A 25,320-nucleotide genomic window follows, 5' to 3' on the forward strand; every position below is an offset into this window, starting at 1 on the left:
CGTCTGTTACTGAGCCGGTGATTGTTCGGCATTAACGGTCAGACGCGCAACCTGGTTAGTTCTGATAAAACGACTCAGATCGACAGGTTTACCCTGGAACTGAATCTGCACTGCCGCCGGAGCGCCAATTTTCAGTTTGTACGGTGCCTGACCCGTCAGATTCAGATTGCCGTCCTTACGCTGCATACCACTGAACAGTTTTTTTCCGGTCGCATCGGTCACTTCCAGCCAGCAATCGGCAGTAAAGTTCATTACCAGTGCGTTAGGATCGGCGGCAGGGGTAGTGACACCCGCCTGGTCAGTCGGCAGCGGCGCCGCGGTAGCTGGCGCAGCAGTTGCGGTATCGACGTTAGCCTGAGAAGGTGCCACAACGGCATTCTGCTGCGCATCAGCGGCAGGTGCCGGGGTTGCAGCAACATCTGGCGTAGGCGCTGCGTCCGCCACCGCGCCATCGTCTGGAGCCGGGGTAGTATCCTGGCCCGCTGCGGCGCTGGTATCTAACGGTACGTTCTGCGCACCATCTTTACCGGCATTCAGCTCAGCGGAGGATTGATCGGCCATGGTGGTGATCTCTTCCTGCTGCGCCTTATGGTTCTGCCACCACCAGGCTCCCGTCAGTCCGACAACGACAAACAGCACCAGCCAGGTAAAGGTCATTAACCAGCCGTCACGTTTCTTACGACGCTTACCGAGCGAGAAGCTCTGCATCGGTGCGACTTTGGCTGGGCGAATCGGAGCCTGTTTTTCCAGCCCTGGCAACAGTTCTTCTTCAGGAATATGCACCAGACGCGCATAAGAACGGATATACCCGCGCAGGAATGTTGAAGCGAGATCGGCTGGCGCCTTATCTTCTTCAATATCACGTACCGTGGAGACCTTCAGGCAAAGTCGCTCCGCGACTGCCTGCTGGCTGAATCCGAGTTGTTCACGGGCATTGCGCAGACGAACGCCGGTGGATAGTGCTTCATTTTTGTCGTGCGTGGCTTCAGTATTCATTCGCTACAGCTGCGTAAATTTGGGTTCTGATGCCGGCGAGCCACAATGCTCACCCACACCGCGAAACATCTGGTCAGTTAACCTTCGTCAGACAGTATAAAACGGTCAGACTATCAAAGACAAAACAACGTAAACCTGAGGGCTAAAGGCTTGTTGCGCCGCTACATACTGCCTTAAAGTCGACAAAAACGCACCGTTATTATTGACCTCACGAAAACAACAAAGAACCTCATTTGGCTTACGTTGCACTACGGTACATGAATTATACCGTAGTGCACTCAACATCAAACGGTCTTGATATCGATAGCGTCGCCCTGCATACGCTTACGCAGGGTACGCTTGGTACGGTCGATAACGTCACCCGCCAGCTGACCGCAGGCTGCATCGATGTCATCGCCACGTGTTTTACGCACGATGGTAGTGAAACCATAGCTCATCAACACTTTAGAGAAACGATCGATACGGCTGTTAGAGCTACGGCCATATGGCGCGCCTGGGAACGGGTTCCACGGGATCAGGTTAATCTTACACGGCGTATCTTTCAGCAACTCTGCCAACTGATGCGCGTGTTCAGTACCATCATTGATGTGATCTAACATCACATACTCAATGGTCACTCGACCCTGGTTAGCGTTGGACTTCTCCAGATAACGACGAACTGCGCCAAGGAATGTTTCGATATTGTACTTTTTGTTGATAGGTACAATTTCGTCACGAATTTCATCGTTCGGCGCATGCAGAGAAATCGCCAGCGCGACATCAATCATATCGCCCAGCTTATCCAGCGCAGGGACAACGCCTGAGGTGGAGAGCGTGACGCGACGCTTGGACAGCCCAAAACCGAAGTCATCCAGCATGATTTCCATCGCTGGCACCACGTTGGTCAGGTTGAGCAGCGGCTCGCCCATCCCCATCATCACTACGTTAGTGATAGGACGCACGCCGGTAGCTTTCACCGCACCGACGATTTTCGCCGCACGCCAGACCTGACCAATGATTTCCGACACCCGCAGGTTACGGTTAAAGCCCTGTTGCGCCGTAGAGCAGAATTTACACTCTAATGCACAACCGACCTGTGAAGAAACACACAGGGTCGCGCGATCGTCTTCCGGGATATACACGGTTTCTACGCGCTGATCGCCAACCGCGATGGCCCATTTGATCGTACCGTCAGAAGAACGCTGCTCTTCCACCACTTCCGGGGCGCGAATTTCAGCCACTTCTTTCAGCTTGTTACGCAGCACCTTATTGATGTCAGTCATGTCATCAAAGTTGTCGCTGCAATAGTGGTACATCCACTTCATGACCTGATCGGCACGAAACGGTTTTTCACCCATATCTTTGAAGAATTCGCGCATTTGCTGACGGTTCAGATCCAGCAGGTTGATTTTTCCATTTTTATTTGGAACCGCAGGAATGACGACTTCAGAGGTGTTAACTAATTCAGACATAATTTTTTCCGGCCTCGTTGTTACACGTTGTGGCCCGTGGAGGGTTAAAAAGAAACGCCCCGGCAAGCGTTCTGCTCTTCCGGGGCGTTGCATTGTACAAAGTCTGGCGCAGGTATGCCACGTTTGCACGAAGCATTAGCGAAAATAATATGTAAATCGCTAATTCCTCTCCAAAGGATTTCGCATCGCAGGAAAGCGGCACGTTCGAGCCTCCCCGAAAGCATAGAAAACGATGCGATGTGAAAGACGCAGGAGATTAGCGCGTGCGCGGGCAAACCTCGCCTTCACCGAAGAAATAGGCGATTTCACGCGCGGCAGATTCAACGGAGTCGGAACCGTGAGTACCGTTCTCAGTGAAGCTATCAGCGTAGTCTGCACGCAGAGTACCCGCCAGCGCATTCGCCGGGTTGGTTGCACCCAGCAGATCACGGTGACGCTGCACGGCATTTTCGCTTTCCAGAACAGAAACAACGATAGGACCGGAGGTCATGAATTCAACCAGACCGTCAAAGAACGGCTTACCATCATGCTCAGCATAGAAGCCACGCGCCTGCTCAACGGTCAGGTGCAGCATTTTAGTACCGACAATTTTGAACCCTGCTGCTTCAAAGCGCGCAAAGATGCTCCCAATAACGTTTTTTGCCACCGCGTTTGGTTTGATGATGGAAAAAGTACGTTCAATAGCCATGATTACCTCTGAAAAAGATGTTTTGTTGTTGTTTACCTGGCGCGGATTATAAAGAGCATCCCGGCAATTGACTATTGACGAAGATAACATTTCTTTAAAATAAGATGAATTTTAGCAACAAAAGTCACCTGGTGGTCTACTGCAACGAAAATCTCACCGTCGCCACCTGTCCGGCGTCATCCATCACCAGCAGTTGATAATCCCCTTTGGTCGCCAGCCGTAGCGTAAGACGGCGTCCGCGTTCATCCAGCCGTTCACCGTTAAGAAACCACCAGCGATCGCCAGTCCCACCGCTGGTTTGTACTGGCAATGAGGCCAGCGCAGAACCGGGTAAACGCTTCACGATCGCGCCATCACGAACCCCTGTCAACTGCAACGGCAGCGAAGCATCCTGCCCCAGCGGCGGACACGTGGCAGAAACCGGCGGTAATCTCGCCCCACGGCGCTCTGACTCCGGCAGCCATGGCTCCAGCGGTAAAGGCCAGACGATTAACGTTTGTTCGCGCGCCTGCGGGCAATCCGCCGCCACACGTTTACCTTCATCGTCCAGCCAGACGGGGAAACGAATGCCACTCACGCCCTCCTGTTCGGGCAATAACAACGTGGGCGGCTGGCTGCCGTCCAGCAGCCAGGTTGCCAGACGGCGTCGACAGTTACTGTCTCCGGGCGCAAGTGACTGCCCGCCCGGCCAGCACACTACGCCGCGGCTAACGGATTCAGGGCGCGGATCCTCCGGCTGATTTGTCCCGCGAGAGAGCAAAAGATTGTTGACCTGATTGAGCAGCGGCACGGCGCTGGCAAAACCAAACTGGCCCACCACCGGCGTACCGTCGGGTCTGCCGGTCCAGATCCCCATCACATAACGGGCGTTAACGCCAATCGCCCACGCATCGCGATAGCCATAACTGGTACCCGTTTTCCACGCCAGCGGAACCACTCTGCTCAGCGCGTTATCCGGCAGCGGTTGCGCTTCGTCAGCCATAATGCGGCGAATAATCCACGCCGCGCCTACCGACATCAACGGACGCTCCAGCAGTGGATCGTCTGGCTGCAGGCGCAGTTTTCCCGCTTTTCCCTGACGGGCAAAGGCACTGTACGCCGCCGCCATGTCTTCCAGTCTGGCCCCTGCCCCGCCCAAAATCAGCGACAGATTCGGTGCGGCACCAGCGGGCAGATACAGCGGTAAGCCAACGTTACGTAACGATGCGGCAAAACGCTTCGGGCCATAGGCTTCAAGTACCTGCACGGCGGGTAAATTCAGCGAGCGCACCAGCGCTTCGCTCATACTGACCGGGCCATGAAAACCACTGTCAAAATTCCCTGGTCGATAATCTCCGGTTCGACGTGGCACATCCTGCAACAATGAAGCAGGATGAATTAATCCGTCATCCAGCGCCAGACCATAGATAAACGGCTTCAGCACCGAGCCCGGCGAGCGGATCGCATTCACCATATCCACATGGCCAAAGCGGGAGTCGTCATTCATATCTACCGACCCCACCCAGCCACGCACGCTCATATCAGTGTGATCGACCACAATCATCGCCAGCGAACTGCGCGCAGGTAAGCGGCCCTTCCAGTTTTGCGCCAGCTCTTCCAGTTGGCGCTGCAATCCGGCGTCAAGGGTGGTCACGATTTTATCGCTCCGGCTTTTTCCCAGCATCATGCGCGAGAATAACGGCGCTAGCTGCGGCATTTGTCTGGGCGCCAGCCAGACCGGTTCTTCGCGTGACTCCTGCACCTGTCTGGCAGGCCAAACGCCCTGCGTCGCCATGCGCTCAAACACTTTATTGCGCGCCGCTTCAGCGCGGTCCGGCCAGCGGTCCGGGCGCAGACGGCTCGGTGCCTGCGGCAACACGGCCAGCAGCGCGGCATCGGAATAACTCAACTGTGCGGGTGATTTACCAAGGTAGGCCCAGCTCGCAGCACCCACGCCCTGCAGCGTGCCGCCAAACGGCGCACGGTTAAGATATAGCGTCAGTATGTCGCGCTTAGAAAGATGCCATTCCAGCTGCAATGCGCGCCAGAGCTGGCGGAACTTGCCGCCGAAAGTTCGCGGGTGGGGATCGAGTAATCGTGCGACCTGCATGGTGAGCGTACTGCCGCCTGAAACGACGCGACCTGAGGAGAGGTCCTGCCATGCCGCGCGCAGCACTGAAAACGGATTGACGCCGGGATGTTTCCAGAACCAGCGGTCTTCGTAGTTGATTAACGCCTCAAGGTAACGGGGGGACACCTCATCAATAGTCACCGGATAACGCCAGATGCCGTCCGCGTCGGCGAAGCGCCATAGCGGCGTACCATCGTAAGCCACCACGACACGTGCCGGATCGACTTCGTGAAGCGGCAGCGGCCAGATTTTATCTGCCGCCCAAACCCACGCTACCAGCAATAGCGCAACGGCTGCCAGCCAGAGCCAGCAGCCGCGTTTCCCCAACCCGCGCATCATTTACGGTCTGACAATCAAAAGCCCCTCTGTCGCACCGGTCGCGCGCCACTGCGGAACATACATTGACTCCACCTGCGGCACAGGAACCTGATAGGTCCCCGGCGTTACCGCCCGCGCCAGATAGACCAGCGTCACAGGCTGCCCTTCGTTGACCGCTACCGCGGCGACAAAGCGATCGTCACGGAACTCAACGTGCTGGATATCCGCCTGCTGCATCTGATTGAGCAAATTCGCTACCTCGCTGCCGCTGTCCTGCAGGCTGGCGCTGCCGTTGGCCAGATTCTGGTTTTCCAGCTCCAGGCCGGCAGGCAGTAAGTCAACCACCAGCGCATCCGGTACGTTCTGGCTGGCTTTCACCTCCAGCCAGACCAGTACCAGCTCGCCGCTGCGCAAAGAATCCAGCGCTTTGCTGTTCCCGTCGAGCCCCAGGATCTGACGCTCAATGTGCAGGACGTTGCTGGCAGGCGTTGGCGAGGTTTGCGGGTAACCACTCACATCCAGACGCAGCCACAGCGGCAGATTACCGGTATTGGTGACGTTCAGCGTAGACAGCGCGTCAGCATCCAGATTACGCGTTTGTGATTTCTCCCCGGCTAACGCCTGTTCAGAGAGTGACGTTTGCGCCAGCCACGAGCCAGGCAAGTCCTGTAACGTACGCGCGGCAAGGAACAGCGCATTGTTTTCCTGAGTAGAGAGCCAGCGCTGCCCAAAGGCCTGTTCTGACAAAGTGTTCAGCAGCGTATTCTGCACGTCAGGTTTAAGCTTGTTCTCTTCCAACAATGCCAGCATCAGCGCGTTGTCACGTAGCTGACTGCCGTAATCCGCCATCCACTGCTGCGCATCGCGACGTGGCGTATTCAGCGCCAGCGTCAACGCTTGTTCACTGCGGTTGGCGTCGCCCATGTTTTTCAGCGCTATCCCCAGTTGCAACAGCGGTAAACCGGAAGCCGCCTGCGTACGACGCTCCCAGATCTCACGCAGCGCGCCGAGCGGGGCTTTCTGCTGACGAGCCAGCACCAGCGCGGCGTAGGCCTGTACAGCAAACCGGCTTGCTGATGCGTCGTCGGTATAGCGAATCGACATCATGCCCGGATCCTGCAAATAGCGCAGCAGCCGCTCGTTACCCCGGTTAATCACCTCTGCCGGAACGCTATAGCCCTGTTCATTCGCGCGAACGAGGAAATCCATCACATACGCGGTCAGCCAGTACTCTTCCGACCCGTTCTTATCCCACAGCGCAAAACCGCCGTTATCACGCTGCATTTGCAGTAAACGAGAGATGCCAATCTCTACTGCCGCACGGCGTTTTTCATCGCTGTCGCCCGCGATACCTAACGCCTTCAACTGCGCGGCATTGGTGTATAAGGATGGGAACAACCCGCTCGCCGTTTGCTCGAGGCAACCGTAAGGGTAAGCTTTCAGTTCACGGATATAGCGCGCCAGATTCAGCGGTGGTTTACCGCTGAATAGCAGTTGTCCCTGCATCGTCACAGGAGAGAAATTCGTCAGTTCTTCGCCCGGAAGCTGCCAGGTTGCGCCCGGCTGAAGTGCGACGCCGTAATTAACAGTTTGCGCCGGGAACGCCGGTCGCACGCCAATTTTCCACTGTTTATGCTGAACAGGCAGCGTTTCACCCGGTAGATTCAGACCGCTAATTTGCGCCTGAATTTCGCCATCGCCAAAGCCCTCCCGCGCACGCACCGGAATAAACAGCGTAGTCCGTACGCCTGGCGCCAGATTCACCGGGGCGGGATCTTGCCCCATCAGCTCCAGTAAACCGCTGGCCGCGAGATTAATAATCAGCGTTTGCGGTTTGTCAGTCAGGTTGGTCACGTCCAGCGTCAGGCGCGAGGTATCGCCCCCCGCCAGAAAGCGCGGCATGTTCAGTTCAGTAATTACCGGCGCGGCGACAATCACTTTGCTTTCGCTACTGCCAAAGTCATCCGCCGTCCAGGCTTGCGCCATTACCCGCAGCTCGCCGTTGAAATCACCAATTGGTAACGTCACCGTACCTTCGCCCTGCTCGTTAAGCGTCACCGGCAGCGCCTGTTGCGCCACGATATTGACGTGATTAACCGGTGGCTTGCCGCCGCGTTTTAACTCATCGCCATCACCACCAAAGCGCAGCGCCGCCAGACGTCCTTGCCCTTCGATCACCTGGCCGTAAATATCATAAATATCCGCGCCATAGCGTTTTTGCCCGAAAAACGCCTGCCAGGGATCCGGCGTGGCGTAATCGGTAATGTTCAACACCCCGCTGTCAACGGCTGAGACCAGCACGTTAACCTGTTTTGGCACATCGCCATTTTTAACACTGGCTTTAATCTTGACGGTCAACGGCTGATTTGGACGCATTTTCGCCGGACTTTCCAGCGCCAGCGCCAGACGACGGTTTTCATCGCCTAACGGCAAATGCAGTAAGCCGACTGCCCGCTTTGGCGTTGCCGAACGAGACTTGTCGCCAGGACGAACCACCAGCGCGCTGAGATACAAGTCATGGCGATTCCAGGTTTTATCGACCGGGATGGAGATATCAAGACCATCCGTCGGTACGTCTATCTCTTGCCACCACAGCGGGCCTTCGCTGGACTCCACCATCGCGTAACCTTTGCCAGCAGCGGGGGCGGCAATGTGTAGCTTTATGGTATCGCCGGGACGATAGCCGGGTTTATCCAGTTTCAGGGTCACGCGATCGGGACGTACTGTCCCGCTGCCGTCGCTGTTATCCTGCCAGCTATAACCAGCCCAGAAGCGCACGCTGCTCACCGCATCATTCGGAGCTTTCACTTCCAGGCGATAGGCACCCCACTCGACAGGGAAGCTGACTTTACCGGTCTCATCGGCCTTAAGATCCAGGGTCTGCTCACCCTCAACCAGATCTTTTTGATCGAACTGCGATTGCCAGCCCTCGCCTTCAGACCAGTTCCAGTAATAATCACGGCGTTCACGAATCAAACGCACCTGTAAACCGGACACCGCTTTTTTCTCACCTTGCGCATCGGCATACACAATATCAAAAGCGGCATTGCTGTTTTCATCAACGCCAGGCTGATTGACGGTAGTATCGGTGCGGTAGTCATAAACGGCTCTCGCCGCAAACTGCGGACGAATACCTGGCAGCGTATCCGCAGGCCAGATGGCTTGTTCAACACGACGCGTCACCGGACGGCCACCCGACTCCAGCAGGCTGGCTTGCAGAATCACCTGTAACGGAGAATGCGTCTCCTGCCATTGGCTGTTGGTAGTCACTTCGCCGCGACCGTGGTCATCCAGCGTCAACTGAACCTCATCGAGGCTGCGAGAAAGATTTTCTTCGGCAATATTACCAAACTGGAACCCCGGTAATGCCTGCACCGCTTCCCGCAGCGGGCGCAGGAAAAGCTGCCCTTGCAGAGCATTGCCGTTGGCGGGCGCGCCGTACAGGTAGTAGCCCACCACCGAGAACTTCACTTCATCAGTTGGAGCCACCGGCATTTTATTGGCGGTGAGATTGAGCGCCATCCGCTCAGGCATAAAATCTTCGACGTGGAAATCCCACATCCGCGACTGGTTGTCGCCAGTATTGGCACGAATATGCCACATGCCGGTTGGCGCGCTGCTGTCCAGCGGCCAGCTAAAGCGATACAGACCGTTTTCCGGCTGGCTCACTACCGAGCGTAACACCTGTCCGTCGGGCTTAACGACCTCCAGCTTCACCGGCTGGTCAGGCAGCGTTTTGCCGTCGCTATCTCGCAGTAATCCGTTGAGGATCACCGTTTCGCCAGGGCGATAGAGGTCACGGGGGCCAAACATAAAGAACTGCTTGCTGTATCCCGGCGCGCCGGCAATATCAAATTCAGCCAGATCCAACGCCGGGAGCTTCAGGTCCAGCAGCGTGGTTTGCCCGTCTTTGCGGGCCAGCAATAAGGCCGCGTCTTTATCGGTTTCCAGCTTGACGTGACCCTGCGCGTCGCTGGTAGCCTGCGCCAGCGTCTGCCCTTTTTCGTTGAGTAACGTGACCTCAATACCCTGCTGCGCAGCGCCGTTTTCCAGACTCTGCGTAAAGACATCCAGTTGATTGTGGTAACGGTGCGCAGAGACACCAATGTCACTGAGCGTAAACAGCGTAGCAGCATTGCTGTAGTTATAGTGTCCGGCCTGATTCATCACCGCAATGTAAACGCCTGCTTGCTGCAACGGCTTGATATCGCTCAGTGGCAGTAGCAGCTTCTCTCGGGTGTTACGCTCAGGATTGAGGTCAAAGCGTCCGGTATAAACCAGCTCCGCCATTTTCAGCAGATTGTCTGACTCCCAGTTTGACAACGAATTACGGTATTCCCACTGGCTGACAAACGCACCGAGCGATTCAGGCTTCACGCGAAAGAAGTTCACATCCACGCTATTAACGTTAAGGGCCATCACCGGTAACCCTTCAATCACTTTTCCCGGCAGCAGCGAGCCGCGACTAGCGAACCCTACGCTTGGCTGGACGTCGCGGGTGGTAATGTTTTTTTCATAATCGATAGCGAACGTCGCTTTATTCAGCGCCAGCAAATCACGCTCAATGGTAACCACCAGTTCCCGGTTAGGTTCGAGATGGCGTAAGCGTAGCTCTTTTAGATTTGGCGCCAGCTCCCAGGCACCATCCACTTTGCCGCTTTTTTTATCAACAACGTGCACTACGCGAGAAAAATCTTGTTCCGGATCGAGGGGAATGGAAAAGGTCAAAACAAGCGTTGCCGCGCCGTCGAGTTGGACCTCGGAGGCATCAAGCAGCGTCAGCGACTTACCCTGGCTTTGCTGAATCAGCTTTTGTAATTGGGCCTTATCTTTTGCTGGCGCAGTCTGCGGTGCAGGCGCATCAGGCTTCGCAGCCGTCGGTGATTTTTCGTTATTATTATCGCACCCAACCAGTGCCAGCATCAGCATACAGGCCGCTACGCGTAAATGTTTCATTTTTCATCCCTGGCCGTAGTGGCCCGTTAGCTACGTAGAACAACTATTATGCGTCAGATTTTCGGCTGTGGAAGCCAGTAACTGTTCTACGTTGTCCTATTTTTCGTGATTAATGTGGATTCGCCTGACAAATCAGCCTCTTTTACTTGTCGCATTGCACTAAACATCCGACAATTTGCCAAAACCTGGTAAAAATGGAGATGCCTATGACCACCGCCTTTTTTGTCGCTGCCGACTGGCTTGCCGAACACATTGACGACCCGGAAATACAAATTCTTGATGCCCGGATGGCACCTCCAGGACAGGAAGATCGCGATGTTGGCGAGGAGTATCGCGCGGGCCATATTCCTGGCGCAGTCTTTTTTGATATTGAAGCGCTTTCCGACCATACGTCACCGCTACCGCATATGATGCCGCGACCGGAAGCCTTTGCCGTAGCGATGCGCGAATTGGGCGTTCATCAGGATAAACACCTGGTTGTCTACGATGATGGCAACCTGTTTTCCGCGCCGCGCGCATGGTGGATGCTGCGGACATTTGGTGTCGAGAATGTCTCCATTCTGGCGGGCGGTCTGGCTGGCTGGCAGCGCGATGAGCTAATGCTCAAAGAAGGAAATGAGGATTTACCGGAAGGTGAATTTAACGTGGCATTTACGCCTGAAGCGGTTGTGCGCGTTACCGACGTACTGCTGGCCAGTCATGAAAAAACGGCGCAGATCGTCGATGCCCGACCGGCTGCACGTTTTAATGCCGAAGTTGACGAGCCGCGTCCGGGCCTCAAGCGTGGCCATGTGCCTGGTGCGCTTAACGTACCGTGGACAGAACTGGTTCGTGACGGTGAACTGAAAACTACCGACGAACTGGATGCTATTTTCTTCAGCCATGGCGTAAGCTTTGACCGTCCCATTATCGCTAGCTGCGGCTCAGGCGTCACGGCGGCGGTGGTTGTGCTGGCGCTTGCCACGCTGGGCGTTTCTAACGTCGCATTGTATGACGGTGCATGGAGCGAATGGGGCGCGCGTAACGATTTACCGGTAGAACCGGCCGTCCATAATCCCTCTGCTTAACCCTCCCCCTGCTGTTACCCCGCTCACAACGCATAACGTTACATGTAACGTTATGCGTCATTTGTTTTTAAAACAAACAGATAGCTAGAATCCTCCCCTTTGACGCTGCTAACTTTGTCCTGTTTTCGCACTCTGATGTGCGGTTCATATAAGAGAGAACATGATGAAAAGAGCTGTCAATGCCCTACAAAATTTTGGCAAATCGCTCTATGGTCCGGTGCTCATTCTCCCGATCGTGGGCTTATTCATTGCCTTCGGTAACGTCCTTAGCAATGGCAATCTTGCGCAATATTTGCCTTTTCTCGCTCATCCCATTTTACAAAACAGTGGTCAGTTAATTGCGAAATCCGCCGTATCTGTACTGGCAAACCTGGCGCTGGTTTTCGCCGTCGGTATTCCCATTGGCCTTGCCACCCGTGATAAAGGTTATGCGGCCTTGACAGGTCTTGTCGCTTTTATTGTTTTTATCAACGCGATGAACGTCGCGCTTCAGCTACGCGGCGATCTGGTTGCGACGGATCAGATGCGCGGTGCGGGTCAGAGTATGGTGCTTGGCGTGCAGGTGCTGGAGATGGGCGTTTTTGCCGGGATTTTGCTGGGCGTCGTGGCAGGTTATCTCTATAACCGCTATTCCGGCGTGCAGTTCAGCGGCGCGATGGCGATTTACTCAGGCCACTGTTTCGTCGCCATCATTATTCTGCCCACCTCAATGCTTCTCGGCGTAGCGATGAGCGAACTGTGGCCTTTCGCTCAGCATGGCATCAGTACCATGGCGTTGACCATTAAAGACGCTGGACCTTACGGCGTCGCTATTTACGGTTTTCTTGAACGCATTCTGGTGCCGACCGGACTACACCACCTGGTTTACACGCCGTTTCTGTATACCGAACTGGGCGGCACTGCCGAGGTTTGCGGTAATGTGTATCAGGGGGCGCGCAACATCTATTTCGCCGAGATGGCCTGTCCGACAGTGGCACAGCTCAGCAATACGGTGGTGTGGGACGCTCGCGGCATCAGTAAAATGTTTGGCTTGCCTGCCGCCGCGCTGGCTATGTATATGACGGCCACGCCACAACGCAGGGCTGCCGCGAAGGCCATTCTGCTCCCCGCCGCGCTGACCTCATTACTGGTCGGCGTCACCGAGCCCATTGAGTTTTCCTTCCTGTTTGTCGCTCCGCTGCTGTTTGTGGTACACGCGGTGCTGACCGGCATCGGCATGATGCTGTTTTCTCTGCTGGATGTTCACGCCATCGGCGCCAACGGCGTCATTGACTTCATTCTCTACAACCTGCCGCTGGGCGTCGAAAAGGCTAACTGGCCGATGTACATCGCGGTCGGGATGATGATGTTCGTTCTCTACTTCGTCATCTTTCGCTTTCTTATCCGCTATTTCGATATGAAAACGCCAGGTCGTGAGGAGGACGCGCGGGAGACACGTTTGTACAGCAAAAAAGATTATCAGGCAAAAGGCCGCGATGATTCTGGCGAAGCCATTATTGCCGGGCTGGGAGGTCGCGCCAATATTGAAGTGGTTGATAACTGTTACACCCGTCTGCGCGTCACCGTGAAAGATATCGCCATCATCAACGAGCCGCAGCTCAAAGCGACCGGCGCGAAAGGCGTCATTAAACAAGGTAATAACGTTCAGGTGGTCTACGGACTGCACGTTAAGAAAATGCGAGAAGCCGTAGAGGCGTTTCTCTGAAGGAGCCAATCATGTTTACCCCCCCTTTTATTTTATCCATTGCTGGCGGTGGAAGCACTTATACGCCCGGGATTGTCAAAAGTCTGATGGTGCGTCTTGCCGATTTTCCGCTGGCTGAAATTCGTCTGTATGACATTGACGAAGCACGTCAAAGCACCATTGCACCGGTGGTTGAAAAAGTGATCCGCGATCACAGCCAGTCAATTAAATTTACCGTAACCCGCGATGCGCAAACGGCCTTTCGCGGGGCGCATTTTATTTTCTCGCAGATGCGCGTAGGCCAGTACAAAATGCGCGAGCTGGACGAAAAAATCCCGTTAAAACACGGCGTCGTCGGCCAGGAGACCTGCGGCCCCGGTGGTTTAGCCTACGGGCTACGCACCATTCTGCCGATGGTGGAACTAATCGATCTGGTCGAACGTTTTGCCGATAAAGCGGCGTGGATTGTCAATTACGCCAATCCGGCGGCGATTGTGGCAGAGGGGGTACGTCGCTTACGCCCGAACGCGCGGGTTCTCAATATTTGTGATATGCCGGTCGCTGCAATGCGTAACATGGGTGCGATTCTGGGCGTTGACCGTCATAAGCTGGAGGTGGACTACTTCGGCCTTAACCACTTTGGCTGGTTTACCCGCGTGCGGGTTGATGGCGAAGACCAGCTCCCGGCGTTACGGCGGCATATCGCTAAATTCGGCCTGCTGACAGAAGATGCCGCACAAACGGATCCGCAGCATGCCGATCCTTCATGGGTCAAAACATGGCGTAACATCAAGCCGATCATGGACAACTTCCCGGAATATCTGCCGAATCCGTATTTACAGTATTACCTGATGTCGGAACAGATCGTGGCCCATCAGGATCCAGATCACACCCGGGCCAACGAAGTGATGGAGGGGCGTGAGAAGAAATTATTCGCCGCGGCTCAGGAATACCAGAGCACGGGGATTTTGCCCGATGCGTTTCACGTCGGAGTTCACGGCGCGTTTATCGTTGATGTCGCCTGTAGCCTGGCTTTTGATTTACGCCAGCGTCACCTGGTGATTGTTGAAAACAGAGGCGCGATTGCCAATCTGCCCTATGACGCGATGGTCGAAGTACCTGCGTACATCACTTCACAGGGAGCTGAACCGGTTCGCATGGGGGCAGTACCGTTGTTTCACCAGACGCTGCTGATGCAACAGCTGGCCTCAGAGCAACTGCTGGTTGAGGCCGCCATTGAAGGCAGCTACGAGAAGGCACTACAGGCTTTCACGCTGAACCGGACGGTGCCAACCATGGTACATGCCAAAACCCTCCTTGATGAGATGATCGAGGCTAACCGGGACTACTGGCCAGCGCTGAAAAAAGCCTGGCAGGAGGGGGAATTGCGCTAAAGTCTGGTGCGGAAGACTTGTCGGTGTGGATGAAAACACCGACAATTCCGCGAATTGATGAAAACGGAGGCCCAATGACTATCCCATATTTCTCCCTTCCTGCCCGGCAAGTGAAACCGGCCTGATCATGGACAACCGGCTTGCCTCTCTACTGACGCGCGGAGAACCGCTTACCCGCGCAGAGTACCGTGTGCTGGCGCACCTGACACAGCATCCGCTGCTGGTAGGTAACATCACGGTACGTGAGCTGGCCCAGGCGACTTTTGTTTCCACGGCCACCATTATGCGGTTGTGTCAGAAACTGGGCTTCAGCGGTTTCAGCGAGTTTATATGGCACTGCAAACAGCTGCTCTCCGATACGCCGCACATCGCAGCGCAGGCCGCGGAGAGCGGCGAGTTACCGGCGATGCTTAGCCGTTTCATCGCCAACTATCAGCTTACTTTTCAATGGAATACCCAGGAAAAACGTCGCCATTTTGTTGATTTATTACGGCAAAAGGAGAGTTTCTTTCTGTATGGCGCCGGATTTTCCTATCTGTTTGCGGAGTATCTGACCAAAAAATTGCAGGTTCTCGGTAAGACCGCTTTTATTTCCGGGCCAGGCGACAGCCGGAACATCTTTCTCAGTAATGCCGCCCGCTATCAGGTATTCGTCGCGGTGTCACGCAGCGGCGAAACGGAACAGGTTATTGATAAAGTCAGGATTGCGCAAAACGTTGGCATGACGATTGTGGCCTTTACACGTGCGTCGGCCAATTCGCTGGCGGGCATGGCGGATTTGCACTTTGCGCTATATGACGAAGCGGTACACTTTGCCGCTGAGGCCGCCGGAGTGACCTCTTTTGAATCGAATCTGGTGCTACTCATGGATTTGTTGCTGCTGGAAGCAACGGGGTGAGCGCTCACCCCGAATGCCTCAGATAATCCGGTTCTGTTTGAAGTCGCGCAGGAAACCGCCCCAGCGGCGTTCGTAGAACGGTGCGATGTGCTCAGTGATAAAGTGACTCACGCCCTTCTCACCTTTCTTCACCTGGCAGATATCAATGGGTTCATCACCCGGCAACGTATCGGTCGCGACGCTACCCGCAGCATGGATGATCTCTTCAATATCACCTTCAGCTTCAATACCAATCAGCAGATTCGGCTGGGCTTCCGCACTTTCTTTGATTGAGCAGAGAAATGCGCGTTTTACCGGCTTAATGGTTTTAAACAGCGTGGTCAGTGAGTCAATCATCTGCGCCGGAGGTTCAGCGACTTCAGAAAGGATCAGCGATTCACCACCTTCCAGTACTTCCTGGGTGCTTAGCGGATTACCCTCTTCCCCCATCAGCAGGCTGATTTCACGCGGCATAAACTCTTTGCCGGTCGGCAGTTTAGCGTTGAGAAAGAGCGTTTCGCCAAGCGTCATTTCAAATAGCGTACGCACCGGCATAACGACAAATGCTTGCTCATCTTCAACCGCCTGTTGCAGGGCTTCCAGGGAGGTGAAGAACGGGATCACGGTCGTGCCGTCTTCTTTTTCCCAGTGTTGAAGGTCGAGGGCGCTGTCTTCAACTACCGCCTCGCCTTCTGCGGCAGTACCCGGCACCCAGACGGTGGATTCCAGTAAAGTACGGAAAAATGCCGGACGATGCGCAGGCTCTGTCGCTGCTTGCTCCAGCAACGTTTCTAATTCATTTTTTGTTTCGGACATAAGTATCACAAATTGGATGAATACATGTATGCCGGATAAGCGTAGCGCCATCCGGCAATACAGTCATGAATTATGCGGTCAGCAGATTCGCGATGGTGCGCACACCCAGACCGGTTGCGCCCGCAGACCACTGCTCAACCGGCGCTTTGCGATAGGTTGCAGAGCAATCGATGTGCAGCCAGCCTTGCTGGTAATTTTCCACGAAATGGGACAGGAAGCCCGCCGCGGTGCTTGCACCCGCTGGGTAGGCCGCACTGCCGGTATTATTCAGCTCAGCAAAATTTGACGGCAGTTGACTACGGTGGAACTCTGCCAACGGCAAACGCCAGAACGGCTCGTTTTCTTGCGCCGCACTTGCCAACAAACGCGCGGCCAGTTGGTCATCAAAGCTAAACAGCGCGTGGTAATCGTTGCCCAGTGCGGTTTTCGCCGCGCCGGTCAGCGTGGCGGCATCAATGATCAGTTCCGGTTTTTGCGCGCTGGCGTCGATTAAGCCATCGGCCAACACCAGACGCCCTTCAGCATCGGTATTCATCACTTCAACTTTTTTACCGTTGCGATAGTGAATGATATCGCCAAGCTTAAAGGCGTTGCCGCTGATCAGGTTATCCGCGCAGCACAGATACAGCTTCACACGCTTGTTCAGGCCACGGGTGATGGCAAACGCCAGCGCGCCGGTGACCGTTGCCGCACCGCCCATATCGGACTTCATTGAGTCCATAAATGCGCTTTGCTTGATGCTGTATCCGCCGGAGTCAAAGGTAATTCCCTTGCCAACCAGGCAGGCATAAACTGGAGCTTCTTTGTCGCCAGTCGGGTTGTAATCGAGCGCCAGCAACACCGGCGGACGTTCAGAGCCTCGACCTACGGTATGCAGCCCCATGTAGTTCTGCTCGCGCAGATCTTCACCTTTGGTGATACGGTACGAGACGTTGTCGCAGGCCACGCCACACAGCAGATCTACCGCGCGTTGCGCCAGCTGTTCCGGGCCCAGCTCTTCTGCAGGTGCGTTAATGGTATCGCGCACCCAGTCAATAATCTTCAGACGGTTATCCAGCTCTTTGCGCTGCGCCTCGTCCAGAGCGGCCCACTCAACTTTGCGGGTGCCTTTTGGTCCTTTGTAACCCTGCCAGAACGCCCAGCTACGTTCGGTATCCCAGCCTTCACCATCCAGTTGGACATGTTTAATACCCAGGCCGTCAATTTTACGCGCGGCGCGCTGGATAAGGCTGAGATCATCTTTTCCGTTCAGGTGCAGGGTAATACCGTCATTATTAATGCTGTATGTCGCCTTTTCACCCCAGCGAGCGTCAGCGGGTTGCGTGGAAAGCGTAATTTTCATGGCTTCTGTCATTTTATTTATCCTTATTTCGCGCATACAGGAAAACGGGCCACCCGTGGGCAGCCCGTTGACTTATTCGGCTTCGTCCAGCCAGACCAGTAAAATGGCCTCAAGGATTTTTTCGTTCGATGCCTGTGGATCATCATCGAACTCTTCCAGGTCACAGATCCATTGGTGCAGATCGGTGAAACGAACGGTCTTGGGATCGAGATCGGGGAACGCGTCGTACAGCGCCTCGCCGATTTCGCGGCTATCGGTCCACTTCAGTCCCATACTACCCTCTGTTAATGCTCACGTGCATGATTGATTGTGTAACGTGGGATTTCGACCACTAAATCGTCCTCGGTTACCCGTGCCTGACAGCTTAAACGGCTCTCCGGCTCCAGTCCCCAGGCTTTATCCAGCATGTCGTCTTCTTCTTCTGTGCTTTCCGGCAAAGAATCAAAACCTTCACGTACGATGCAGTGGCAGGTCGTGCAGGCACAGGATTTTTCACAGGCGTGTTCAATCTCGATACCGTTACGCAGGGCAACGTCGAGAATGGTTTCGCCGGTCTCAGCTTCCAGAACTGCGCCATCGGGACAGAGATCCTGATGAGGCAAAATAACAATCTTTGGCATATTAAACCTCGTCCACGGAATGGCCTTTCAGCGCGCTACGGACGGATTTGTCCATACGGCGAGCGGCGAATTCCTGGGTTTGTTTGTCTACGTTTTTAATGGCTTGTTCTATCGCGTCAACATCGTCACCCTGTGCTACCTCGCTCAAGTGCGCGGCGGCGGTGTCGATAGCCTGACGTTCTGCGGCGCTTAACAGCGCGGCATCAGCGTTCAGCGCACCGGATAAACTCTCCAGTACGCGTGCCGCTTCGACTTTCTGTTCTGCCAGCATACGAGCTTTAACGTCCTGCTCGGCAAAACTCATCGAATCCTGAATCATGGAGGCGATTTCACTGTCGGTCAGACCGTAGGACGGTTTGACCTGAATCGAGGACTCAACGCCGGTGGATTTCTCCATAGCGGTGACGCTCAGTAGCCCATCAGCATCGACCTGGAAGGTCACGCGGATATGCGCGCCGCCTGCCGGCAACGCCGGGATACCGCGCAGCGCAAAACGCGCCAGTGAACGACAGTCCTGCACCAGCTCACGCTCGCCTTGCATCACGTGAATGGACATCGCGGTTTGGCCATCTTTAAACGTGGTGAAGTCCTGCGCGCGCGCCACCGGGATAGTAGTGTTACGCGGGATCACTTTCTCCACCAGACCGCCCATGGTTTCCAGTCCCAGAGACAGCGGGATAACGTCCAGCAGCAGCATTTCGCTGTCCGGTTTATTCCCGACCAGAATATCCGCCTGGATTGCCGCACCGATAGCGACCACTTTGTCCGGGTCGATAGAGGTCAGCGGCGTACGGCCAAAGAATTCACCGACGCGTTCACGTACCAGCGGCACGCGCGTTGAACCACCGACCATTACCACTTCCAGCACATCCTGCGGCTCAACGCCCGCATCTTTCAGCGCACGGCGGCAGGCCAGCAGCGTACGTTTAACCAGTGCGGAAATGAGTTCATTAAAGGTTTCACGGGTGATTTCACCCTGCCATCCCGCCACGTTAACCGTCACAGAATCGGCGTCGCTGAGTGCGATTTTCGCTGCAATCGCGGCATCCAGCAGTTCGCGCTGTACGCGGTTATCGCTGCGATCGGCAACGCCCGCCTGCTCGCGAATATAGTCGGCCAGCAGATGGTCAAAATCGTCGCCGCCGAGCGCGGAATCACCGCCGGTCGCCAGCACTTCAAACACGCCGCGACTCAGGCGCAGAATAGAAATATCAAAAGTACCGCCGCCAAGGTCATAGACCGCGATCACGCCTTCCTGACCGGAATCCAGGCCATAAGCGATCGCCGCAGCGGTCGGTTCGTTCAGCAGACGCAATACGTGCAGGCCCGCCAGACGCGCGGCGTCTTTCGTCCCCTGACGCTGTGCATCGTCAAAGTAAGCCGGAACGGTGATCACTACGCCATCCAGTTCGCCGGACAACGATTCGGCTGCCCGCGCGGCCAGCGCTTTCAGAATGTCAGCGGATACGCGCACCGGATTAAGCAAACCGGCAGCGGTTTCAATCATCGGCAGGCCGTTTTCGCTCGCCTGGAATGAATAAGGCAGATGCGGGTAACGCGCCTGGATATCCGCCAGGGAGCGGCCCATCATGCGTTTTACCGAGCTGACGGTGTTTGCCGTATCCAGCGCAGCATTGGCGCGGGCATCGTAACCGACCGAGTAGCCCTGCTGCTGATAGTGAACCACTGACGGCAACAGGTGGCGACCTTCATGATCTGCCAGCGTTTCGGCCTGGCCGCTGCGTACGGTCGCAACCAGGGAGTTGGTGGTGCCTAAATCGATACCGACCGCCAGACGACGCTGGTGCGGCGCGGCGCTCAGACCAGGCTCACTAATTTGTAATAAGGCCATTTTCGCTTCCGGAAATTAAAAATCGAGCAGTTTTTCTTCGAGTTGTTCTGCACTGCTTCGCAGTTTATCGAGAAAACGCAGCTTACGCACGGTATCTGCCGCTGCGTCCCACGTCTCGCTATCCAGCTGTTCCACCATCAGTTGATGGCGAACGTTGTACATTTCGCTGACGCGTTGCATAAACGCATCCAGCCGTTGATTGTCTTTTGCCTGTTCAATCTCGTCCAGCTCTTCGCGCAGCTCAAGTTGCTCCATCAGGAACGCGGTATCGCGCACCGTGTGCTGCTCGCTGCGGATATCAAAGCCGTGTAAAGACAACAAGTATTCGGCGCGCATCAAAGGATGACGCAGCGTTTGCCAGGCCTGGTTGATAGTGGCGGACTGCGAAACCGCAGCAAGTTGTTCCGCCTGAGAGCCGCTGGCGAATTTATCAGGATGATACTGACGTTGCAGATCCTGAAAACGTAGGCTCAGCGCCTGAGTATCGAGCTGATAACGGGCCGGTAAGCCAAAGAGGGTGAAGTAGTCCATAACATTCTCAGGGCATCGATTCTCTGTTGTTCGATGAGGCAAAACCAGAGAGTCAGGTAAAACAAACCCCACGCGCAGGCGACCACGGTGGGGTTATCAGTAAGCGCGTTACACGTGGAAGCTTTCGCCGCATCCACATTCGTCTTTCACGTTCGGGTTAGTGAACTTAAACCCTTCGTTCAGACCTTCTTTGACGAAGTCTAACTGCGTACCGTCGAGGAATTGCAGGCTCTTACCGTCGATCACGACTTTTACGCCTTTGTCTTCAAACACGGTATCTTCAGCCGCCGGCTCGTCAACAAATTCCAGTACATAAGCCATACCTGAGCAGCCGGAGGTTCTCACGCCCAGACGCAGACCAAACCCTTTACCGCGGTTTGCCAGGAAGGTATTTACACGCGCTGCTGCACTGTCGCTTAAGGTAATCGACATAATAAAACCTCAACTCTTAATTATTTTGCTTCACGTTTGCTTTTGTAATCCGCAATCGCGGCTTTAATCGCGTCTTCAGCCAGAATAGAGCAGTGAATTTTCACCGGTGGCAGTTCAAGCTCGTCGGCGATATCGGTATTTTTGATCGCCTGTGCTTCGTCCAGAGATTTCCCTTTTACCCATTCGGTAACCAGAGAGCTGGAGGCAATAGCGGAACCGCAGCCGTAAGTCTTGAAACGTGCGTCTTCAATGATACCCTCATTGTTGACTTTGATCTGCAACTTCATCACGTCGCCACAGGCCGGTGCACCCACCATGCCGCTGCCCACGTTCTCGTCGCTGTTGTCAAAAGAGCCCACGTTACGTGGATTCTCGTAATGATCGATTACTTTTTCGCTATAAGCCATGATGAATTCTCCTTATCGGTACCGATTAGTGATGTGACCATTCAATACTGTTCAAATCCACGCCCTGTTTGAACATTTCCCACAGCGGAGAAAGGTCGCGCAGGCGGCCGATGGAGTTGCGAACCAGATTGATGGCGTAGTCAATCTCTTCTTCGGTAGTGAAACGACCTAAAGAGAAACGAATTGAGCTATGTGCCAGCTCGTCGGTCATCCCCAGCGCGCGCAGCACGTAGGATGGCTCCAGGCTTGCAGAGGTACATGCAGAACCGGAGGACACAGCCAGGTCTTTCAGCGCCATAATCAGCGACTCGCCTTCAACAAAGTTGAAGCTAACGTTGAGAATGTTCGGTGCGCCCTGCTCGAGGTCACCATTGAGGTACACCTCTTCCATATCTTTCACGCCGTTCCACAGACGGTTACGCAGAGTGCGCAGGCGCGCCATCTCGGTTTCCATCTCTTCTTTGGCGATACGGTAAGCTTCACCCATCCCGACTATCTGGTGCACAGGCAGCGTACCGGAACGCATACCGCGCTCGTGACCGCCGCCGTGCATCTGCGCTTCAATACGAATACGCGGTTTACGACGAACGTACAGCGCGCCGATACCTTTCGGACCATAGATTTTGTGGCCGGAGAAGGACATCAGGTCAACTTTCAGTTGGCTCAGATCGATAGGCAGTTTGCCCACGCTCTGAGTCGCATCAACGTGATAGATGATACCGCGGGCACGGCACATTTCGCCGATGGTTGCGATATCCTGTACCACGCCGATTTCGTTGTTAACGTGCATGATGGAGACCAGAATGGTGTCGTCACGCATTGCCGCTTCAAGTTCTTTCAGGTCGATAATGCCATTACGCTGCGGGGCGAGGTAGGTCACTTCAAACCCTTCGCGCTCCAGCTGACGGCAGGTGTCCAGCACGGCTTTGTGTTCGGTTTTGCTGGTGATGATGTGCTTGCCTTTTTTCTGATAAAAGTTGGCTGCACCTTTAATCGCCAGGTTATCGGATTCCGTCGCACCGGAAGTAAAGACGATTTCACGCGGGTCAGCGCCCACGAGGTCGGCAATCTGGTTACGGGCGATATCTACCGCCTCTTCAGCCTGCCAGCCGAAACGGTGTGAACGAGACGCTGGGTTACCAAAGTTTCCGTCCAGGGTCAGACACTGCATCATTTTCTCGGCAACACGCGGGTCCACCGGCGTGGTTGCGGAGTAGTCGAGATAGATCGGTAATTTCATTGCTCTATAAACTCCGTACATCGCTTCAATGCAAGGAACCAGGCAACCGGCTGGATGTACGACCGAGTTAACGGGGCGTCTGGCACCCCGGCCTGATTCTGAAATACTTTTTACGCTTCATCTTTCTGGCTGCCTTGATGCAACCAGAAGATATTGCGTAATTTTTATTAGGCACGCAGTTTGACGTCGATAGCGTCTTGCGTACGGGTGCTGCGTGGAGCGTCATGTGTGTGCTGGCGACCAGACACATCCAGGACTTCCTGATTATTCACCAGTTCGCCCAACGTAATGTTGTTGAGGAAACCGGTCAGACGATCGCTCAGATCGCGCCACAGCGCGTGGGTCAGGCATTTATCGCCGCCCTGACAACCGCCTTTGCCCTGGCAACGGGTCGCGTCTACAGACTCGTCAACAGCGCTAATCACTTCACCTACTGCGATGCTGCCGGCATCTTTACCCAGCAGATACCCGCCGCCTGGTCCACGTACGCTGGAAACCAGACCGTTTTTACGCAAACGGGAAAACAGCTGCTCCAGATATGACAGGGAAATTCCCTGACGTTCAGAAATATCAGCCAACGGTACCGGGCCCGTTTCGGAGTTGAGCGCAACGTCCAACATTGCGGTCACGGCATAACGCCCTTTTGATGTCAGTCTCATGTCTTACTTAGCCTCAAACTCGCCCCTGCCCGGGGTTTTTTATTGTAAAATGGGGGTATTGCATAGCAGGGGCAAGTCTGACATTCCCGACTAAATCAGTCAACTATTTACTTGACTAATTTAGTCAGGTATTTAACCTTCAGTGCCATTTTCATTTACCGGATGGCGCTTCGCTAATCCGGCCTGGAAATCGTGCAGCCATCCGACACCAAGACGCTTACTTGCCTTTATTCTGCTGCTCTATAGAAGCTAAAATTCCGCGCAAAATGTTCAGCTCCTGGCTCTCAGGACGCGCACGAGTGAACAGACGGCGCAGCTTGTTCATCACCTGCCCCGGATGTCCTTCGCGGATAAACCCGGTCGACAGCAGCGTTTGTTCCAGATGACCGTAAAAACGCTCTAAATCATCGACCAGCGGATACTCAGCTTCTTCGTATTCTGCAGTCTTGTCGCTTTCCTGCGTTGCCAGCCAGGCCATGCGAACTTCATAAGAGATGACCTGCACCGCCATCGCCAGGTTGAGCGAGCTGTATTCCGGGTTTGCGGCAATGGCGACGTGATAATGGCACTTCTGCAGCTCTTCGTTGGTCAGGCCAACGCGTTCACGTCCAAACACCAGCGCCACCGGCGAGTTCGTTGCTTCAGAGACGCTTTTTAAACCGCATTCACGCGGATCCAGCATCGGCCACGGCAGCGTACGGGAGCGCGCGCTGGTACCCACCACCAGGCTGCAACCCGCCAGCGCTTCATCGAGAGTATCGACGATCTGTGCGCTGCCGATCACATCGCTGGCACCTGCCGCCAGGGCGATGGCCTGGGAGTCCGGTTTAACCAGTGGATTTACCAGCCACAGATTAGTTAAACCCATGGTTTTCATTGCGCGGGCCACAGAGCCCATGTTGCCAGTGTGAGAGGTTTCCACCAGCACAATTCGAATATTTTGCAGCATTGTATTTCTTCGGCTAAAGATTATTCGGGCATATTATCATAAAACGAAGACATATTCCGAACTCGCTGCTATACTCTGCGCCGTTTTCCCGTTCTTTAACATCCAGTGAGAGAGACCGATGCATCCGATGCTGACCATCGCCGTGCGCGCAGCGCGCAAGGCGGGTAATGTAATTGCCAAACACTACGAAACGCCAGACTCTGTAGAAACCAGCCAGAAAGGCAGCAATGATTTCGTGACTAACGTCGATAAAGCCGCCGAAGCGATTATTATCGAAACAATTCGCAAATCTTACCCACAGCACACCATCATCACCGAAGAAAGCGGTGAGCATGTTGGTGAAGATCAGGATGTTCAATGGGTTATCGATCCACTGGATGGCACCACCAACTTCGTAAAACGTCTGCCGCACTTCGCGGTTTCCATCGCAGTACGCATTAAAGGCCGTACTGAAGTCGCCGTTGTTTACGATCCAATGCGTAACGAACTGTTTACCGCAACCCGCGGCCAGGGCGCACAGCTGAACGGCTACCGTCTGCGTGGCAGCACTGCACGCGATCTGGACGGCACAATCATCGCCACCGGTTTCCCGTTCAAAGCGAAACAGCACGCCGCGTCTTACATGAAAATTCTTGGCAAGATGTTTACCGAGTGCGCTGACTTCCGCCGCACAGGTTCTGCTGCGCTGGATCTGGCTTACGTTGCCGCTGCACGTGTTGACGGTTACTTCGAAATCGGTCTGAAACCATGGGATTTCGCCGCAGGTGAGCTGATTGCTCGTGAAGCAGGCGCACTGGTTTGCGACTTCACCGGCGGTCATAACTACATGGCGACTGGCAACATCGTTGCAGGTAATCCGCGCGTAGTGAAAGCCATGCTGGCTAACATGCGTGACGAACTGAGCGACGCGCTGAAGCGTTAATTCAGTACA

Annotated in this window: 21 protein-coding genes; 5 read left to right on the forward strand and 16 right to left on the reverse strand. The window is 54.8% G+C overall.

Annotation, left to right across the window (positions count from 1 at the left end):
- Nucleotides 1-6: 6 nt before the first annotated feature.
- The 5 genes from rodZ to ABIE10_RS12550 all read right to left on the reverse strand — a co-directional run bounded on the left by rodZ (nt 7) and on the right by ABIE10_RS12550 (nt 10,519).
- Nucleotides 7-996: a cytoskeleton protein RodZ gene (gene rodZ / locus ABIE10_RS12530; protein WP_016154001.1), complete on the reverse strand. Its 990-nt coding sequence runs from the start codon at nt 994-996 to the stop codon at nt 7-9.
- A 284-nt stretch (nt 997-1,280) separates the two neighbouring features.
- A complete protein-coding gene (locus ABIE10_RS12535) occupies nt 1,281-2,447 on the reverse strand; it encodes a bifunctional tRNA (adenosine(37)-C2)-methyltransferase TrmG/ribosomal RNA large subunit methyltransferase RlmN (protein ID WP_016154002.1) in 1,167 nt (388 codons plus the stop codon).
- 256 nt (nt 2,448-2,703) lie between these two features.
- On the reverse strand, nt 2,704-3,135 hold the full coding sequence (ndk, locus tag ABIE10_RS12540; protein WP_003037710.1) for a nucleoside-diphosphate kinase: 432 nt from the start codon (nt 3,133-3,135) through the stop codon (nt 2,704-2,706).
- A 136-nt stretch (nt 3,136-3,271) separates the two neighbouring features.
- Nucleotides 3,272-5,584 (reverse strand): peptidoglycan glycosyltransferase PbpC, encoded by a 2,313-nt coding sequence (pbpC, locus tag ABIE10_RS12545; RefSeq protein WP_429155894.1) that lies wholly within the window; start codon nt 5,582-5,584, stop codon nt 3,272-3,274.
- Nucleotides 5,585-10,519, reverse strand: a complete 4,935-nt coding sequence (locus ABIE10_RS12550; protein WP_429155896.1) for an alpha-2-macroglobulin family protein — start codon at nt 10,517-10,519, stop codon at nt 5,585-5,587.
- 206 nt (nt 10,520-10,725) lie between these two features.
- On the opposite strand from ABIE10_RS12550, the gene sseA reads away from it, so the two are divergent.
- The 4 genes from sseA to ABIE10_RS12570 all read left to right on the forward strand — a co-directional run bounded on the left by sseA (nt 10,726) and on the right by ABIE10_RS12570 (nt 15,562).
- Nucleotides 10,726-11,586: a 3-mercaptopyruvate sulfurtransferase gene (sseA, locus tag ABIE10_RS12555; protein ID WP_429155897.1), complete on the forward strand. Its 861-nt coding sequence runs from the start codon at nt 10,726-10,728 to the stop codon at nt 11,584-11,586.
- Nucleotides 11,587-11,749: 163 nt separating this feature from the next.
- The gene (locus ABIE10_RS12560) at nt 11,750-13,291 is read left to right on the forward strand and encodes a PTS transporter subunit EIIC (protein WP_279264174.1); all 1,542 of its coding nucleotides are present in this window, start codon (nt 11,750-11,752) and stop codon (nt 13,289-13,291) included.
- An 11-nt stretch (nt 13,292-13,302) separates the two neighbouring features.
- Nucleotides 13,303-14,664: a 6-phospho-alpha-glucosidase gene (locus ABIE10_RS12565; protein ID WP_016157134.1), complete on the forward strand. Its 1,362-nt coding sequence runs from the start codon at nt 13,303-13,305 to the stop codon at nt 14,662-14,664.
- A 127-nt stretch (nt 14,665-14,791) separates the two neighbouring features.
- Entirely contained in the window at nt 14,792-15,562 is a 771-nt protein-coding gene (locus ABIE10_RS12570; protein ID WP_016157135.1) for a MurR/RpiR family transcriptional regulator, read from the forward strand.
- 18 nt (nt 15,563-15,580) lie between these two features.
- On the opposite strand, the gene sseB is transcribed toward ABIE10_RS12570, so the two are convergent.
- The 11 genes from sseB to trmJ all read right to left on the reverse strand — a co-directional run bounded on the left by sseB (nt 15,581) and on the right by trmJ (nt 24,389).
- Complete coding sequence (gene sseB, locus ABIE10_RS12575) at nt 15,581-16,357, reverse strand: enhanced serine sensitivity protein SseB (protein WP_016157136.1); 777 nt, start codon at nt 16,355-16,357, stop codon at nt 15,581-15,583.
- A 70-nt stretch (nt 16,358-16,427) separates the two neighbouring features.
- Nucleotides 16,428-17,711 carry an aminopeptidase PepB gene (gene pepB / locus ABIE10_RS12580; protein WP_016157137.1) on the reverse strand — a complete coding sequence of 428 codons (1,284 nt, stop codon included), beginning with the start codon at nt 17,709-17,711 and terminating at the stop codon, nt 16,428-16,430.
- Nucleotides 17,712-17,771: 60 nt separating this feature from the next.
- Nucleotides 17,772-17,972 (reverse strand): Fe-S cluster assembly protein IscX, encoded by a 201-nt coding sequence (iscX, locus tag ABIE10_RS12585; RefSeq protein WP_003037694.1) that lies wholly within the window; start codon nt 17,970-17,972, stop codon nt 17,772-17,774.
- An 11-nt stretch (nt 17,973-17,983) separates the two neighbouring features.
- The gene (gene fdx / locus ABIE10_RS12590) at nt 17,984-18,319 is read right to left on the reverse strand and encodes an ISC system 2Fe-2S type ferredoxin (protein WP_003037690.1); all 336 of its coding nucleotides are present in this window, start codon (nt 18,317-18,319) and stop codon (nt 17,984-17,986) included.
- A 1-nt stretch (nt 18,320) separates the two neighbouring features.
- Nucleotides 18,321-20,171, reverse strand: coding sequence for a Fe-S protein assembly chaperone HscA (gene hscA, locus ABIE10_RS12595; protein ID WP_279263855.1), 1,851 nt, complete (start codon nt 20,169-20,171; stop codon nt 18,321-18,323).
- A 15-nt stretch (nt 20,172-20,186) separates the two neighbouring features.
- Complete coding sequence (gene hscB, locus ABIE10_RS12600) at nt 20,187-20,702, reverse strand: co-chaperone HscB (RefSeq protein WP_016154008.1); 516 nt, start codon at nt 20,700-20,702, stop codon at nt 20,187-20,189.
- A 108-nt stretch (nt 20,703-20,810) separates the two neighbouring features.
- A complete protein-coding gene (iscA, locus tag ABIE10_RS12605; RefSeq protein ID WP_003835203.1) occupies nt 20,811-21,134 on the reverse strand; it encodes an iron-sulfur cluster assembly protein IscA in 324 nt (107 codons plus the stop codon).
- Nucleotides 21,135-21,154: 20 nt separating this feature from the next.
- The gene (gene iscU, locus ABIE10_RS12610) at nt 21,155-21,541 is read right to left on the reverse strand and encodes a Fe-S cluster assembly scaffold IscU (protein ID WP_002913991.1); all 387 of its coding nucleotides are present in this window, start codon (nt 21,539-21,541) and stop codon (nt 21,155-21,157) included.
- A gap of 25 nt (nt 21,542-21,566) precedes the next feature.
- Nucleotides 21,567-22,781 carry a cysteine desulfurase gene (iscS, locus tag ABIE10_RS12615; protein ID WP_016154009.1) on the reverse strand — a complete coding sequence of 405 codons (1,215 nt, stop codon included), beginning with the start codon at nt 22,779-22,781 and terminating at the stop codon, nt 21,567-21,569.
- 167 nt (nt 22,782-22,948) lie between these two features.
- On the reverse strand, nt 22,949-23,440 hold the full coding sequence (gene iscR, locus ABIE10_RS12620; RefSeq protein WP_005120405.1) for a Fe-S cluster assembly transcriptional regulator IscR: 492 nt from the start codon (nt 23,438-23,440) through the stop codon (nt 22,949-22,951).
- 217 nt (nt 23,441-23,657) lie between these two features.
- Entirely contained in the window at nt 23,658-24,389 is a 732-nt protein-coding gene (gene trmJ, locus ABIE10_RS12625; RefSeq protein WP_016157139.1) for a tRNA (cytosine(32)/uridine(32)-2'-O)-methyltransferase TrmJ, read from the reverse strand.
- A gap of 118 nt (nt 24,390-24,507) precedes the next feature.
- On the opposite strand from trmJ, the gene suhB reads away from it, so the two are divergent.
- A complete protein-coding gene (suhB, locus tag ABIE10_RS12630; protein ID WP_046275219.1) occupies nt 24,508-25,311 on the forward strand; it encodes an inositol-1-monophosphatase in 804 nt (267 codons plus the stop codon).
- The last annotated feature ends 9 nt before the right edge of the window (nt 25,312-25,320 follow it).

Source organism: Citrobacter sp. 506, from assembly GCF_050434985.1.
GTDB lineage: Bacteria > Pseudomonadota > Gammaproteobacteria > Enterobacterales > Enterobacteriaceae > Citrobacter > Citrobacter braakii.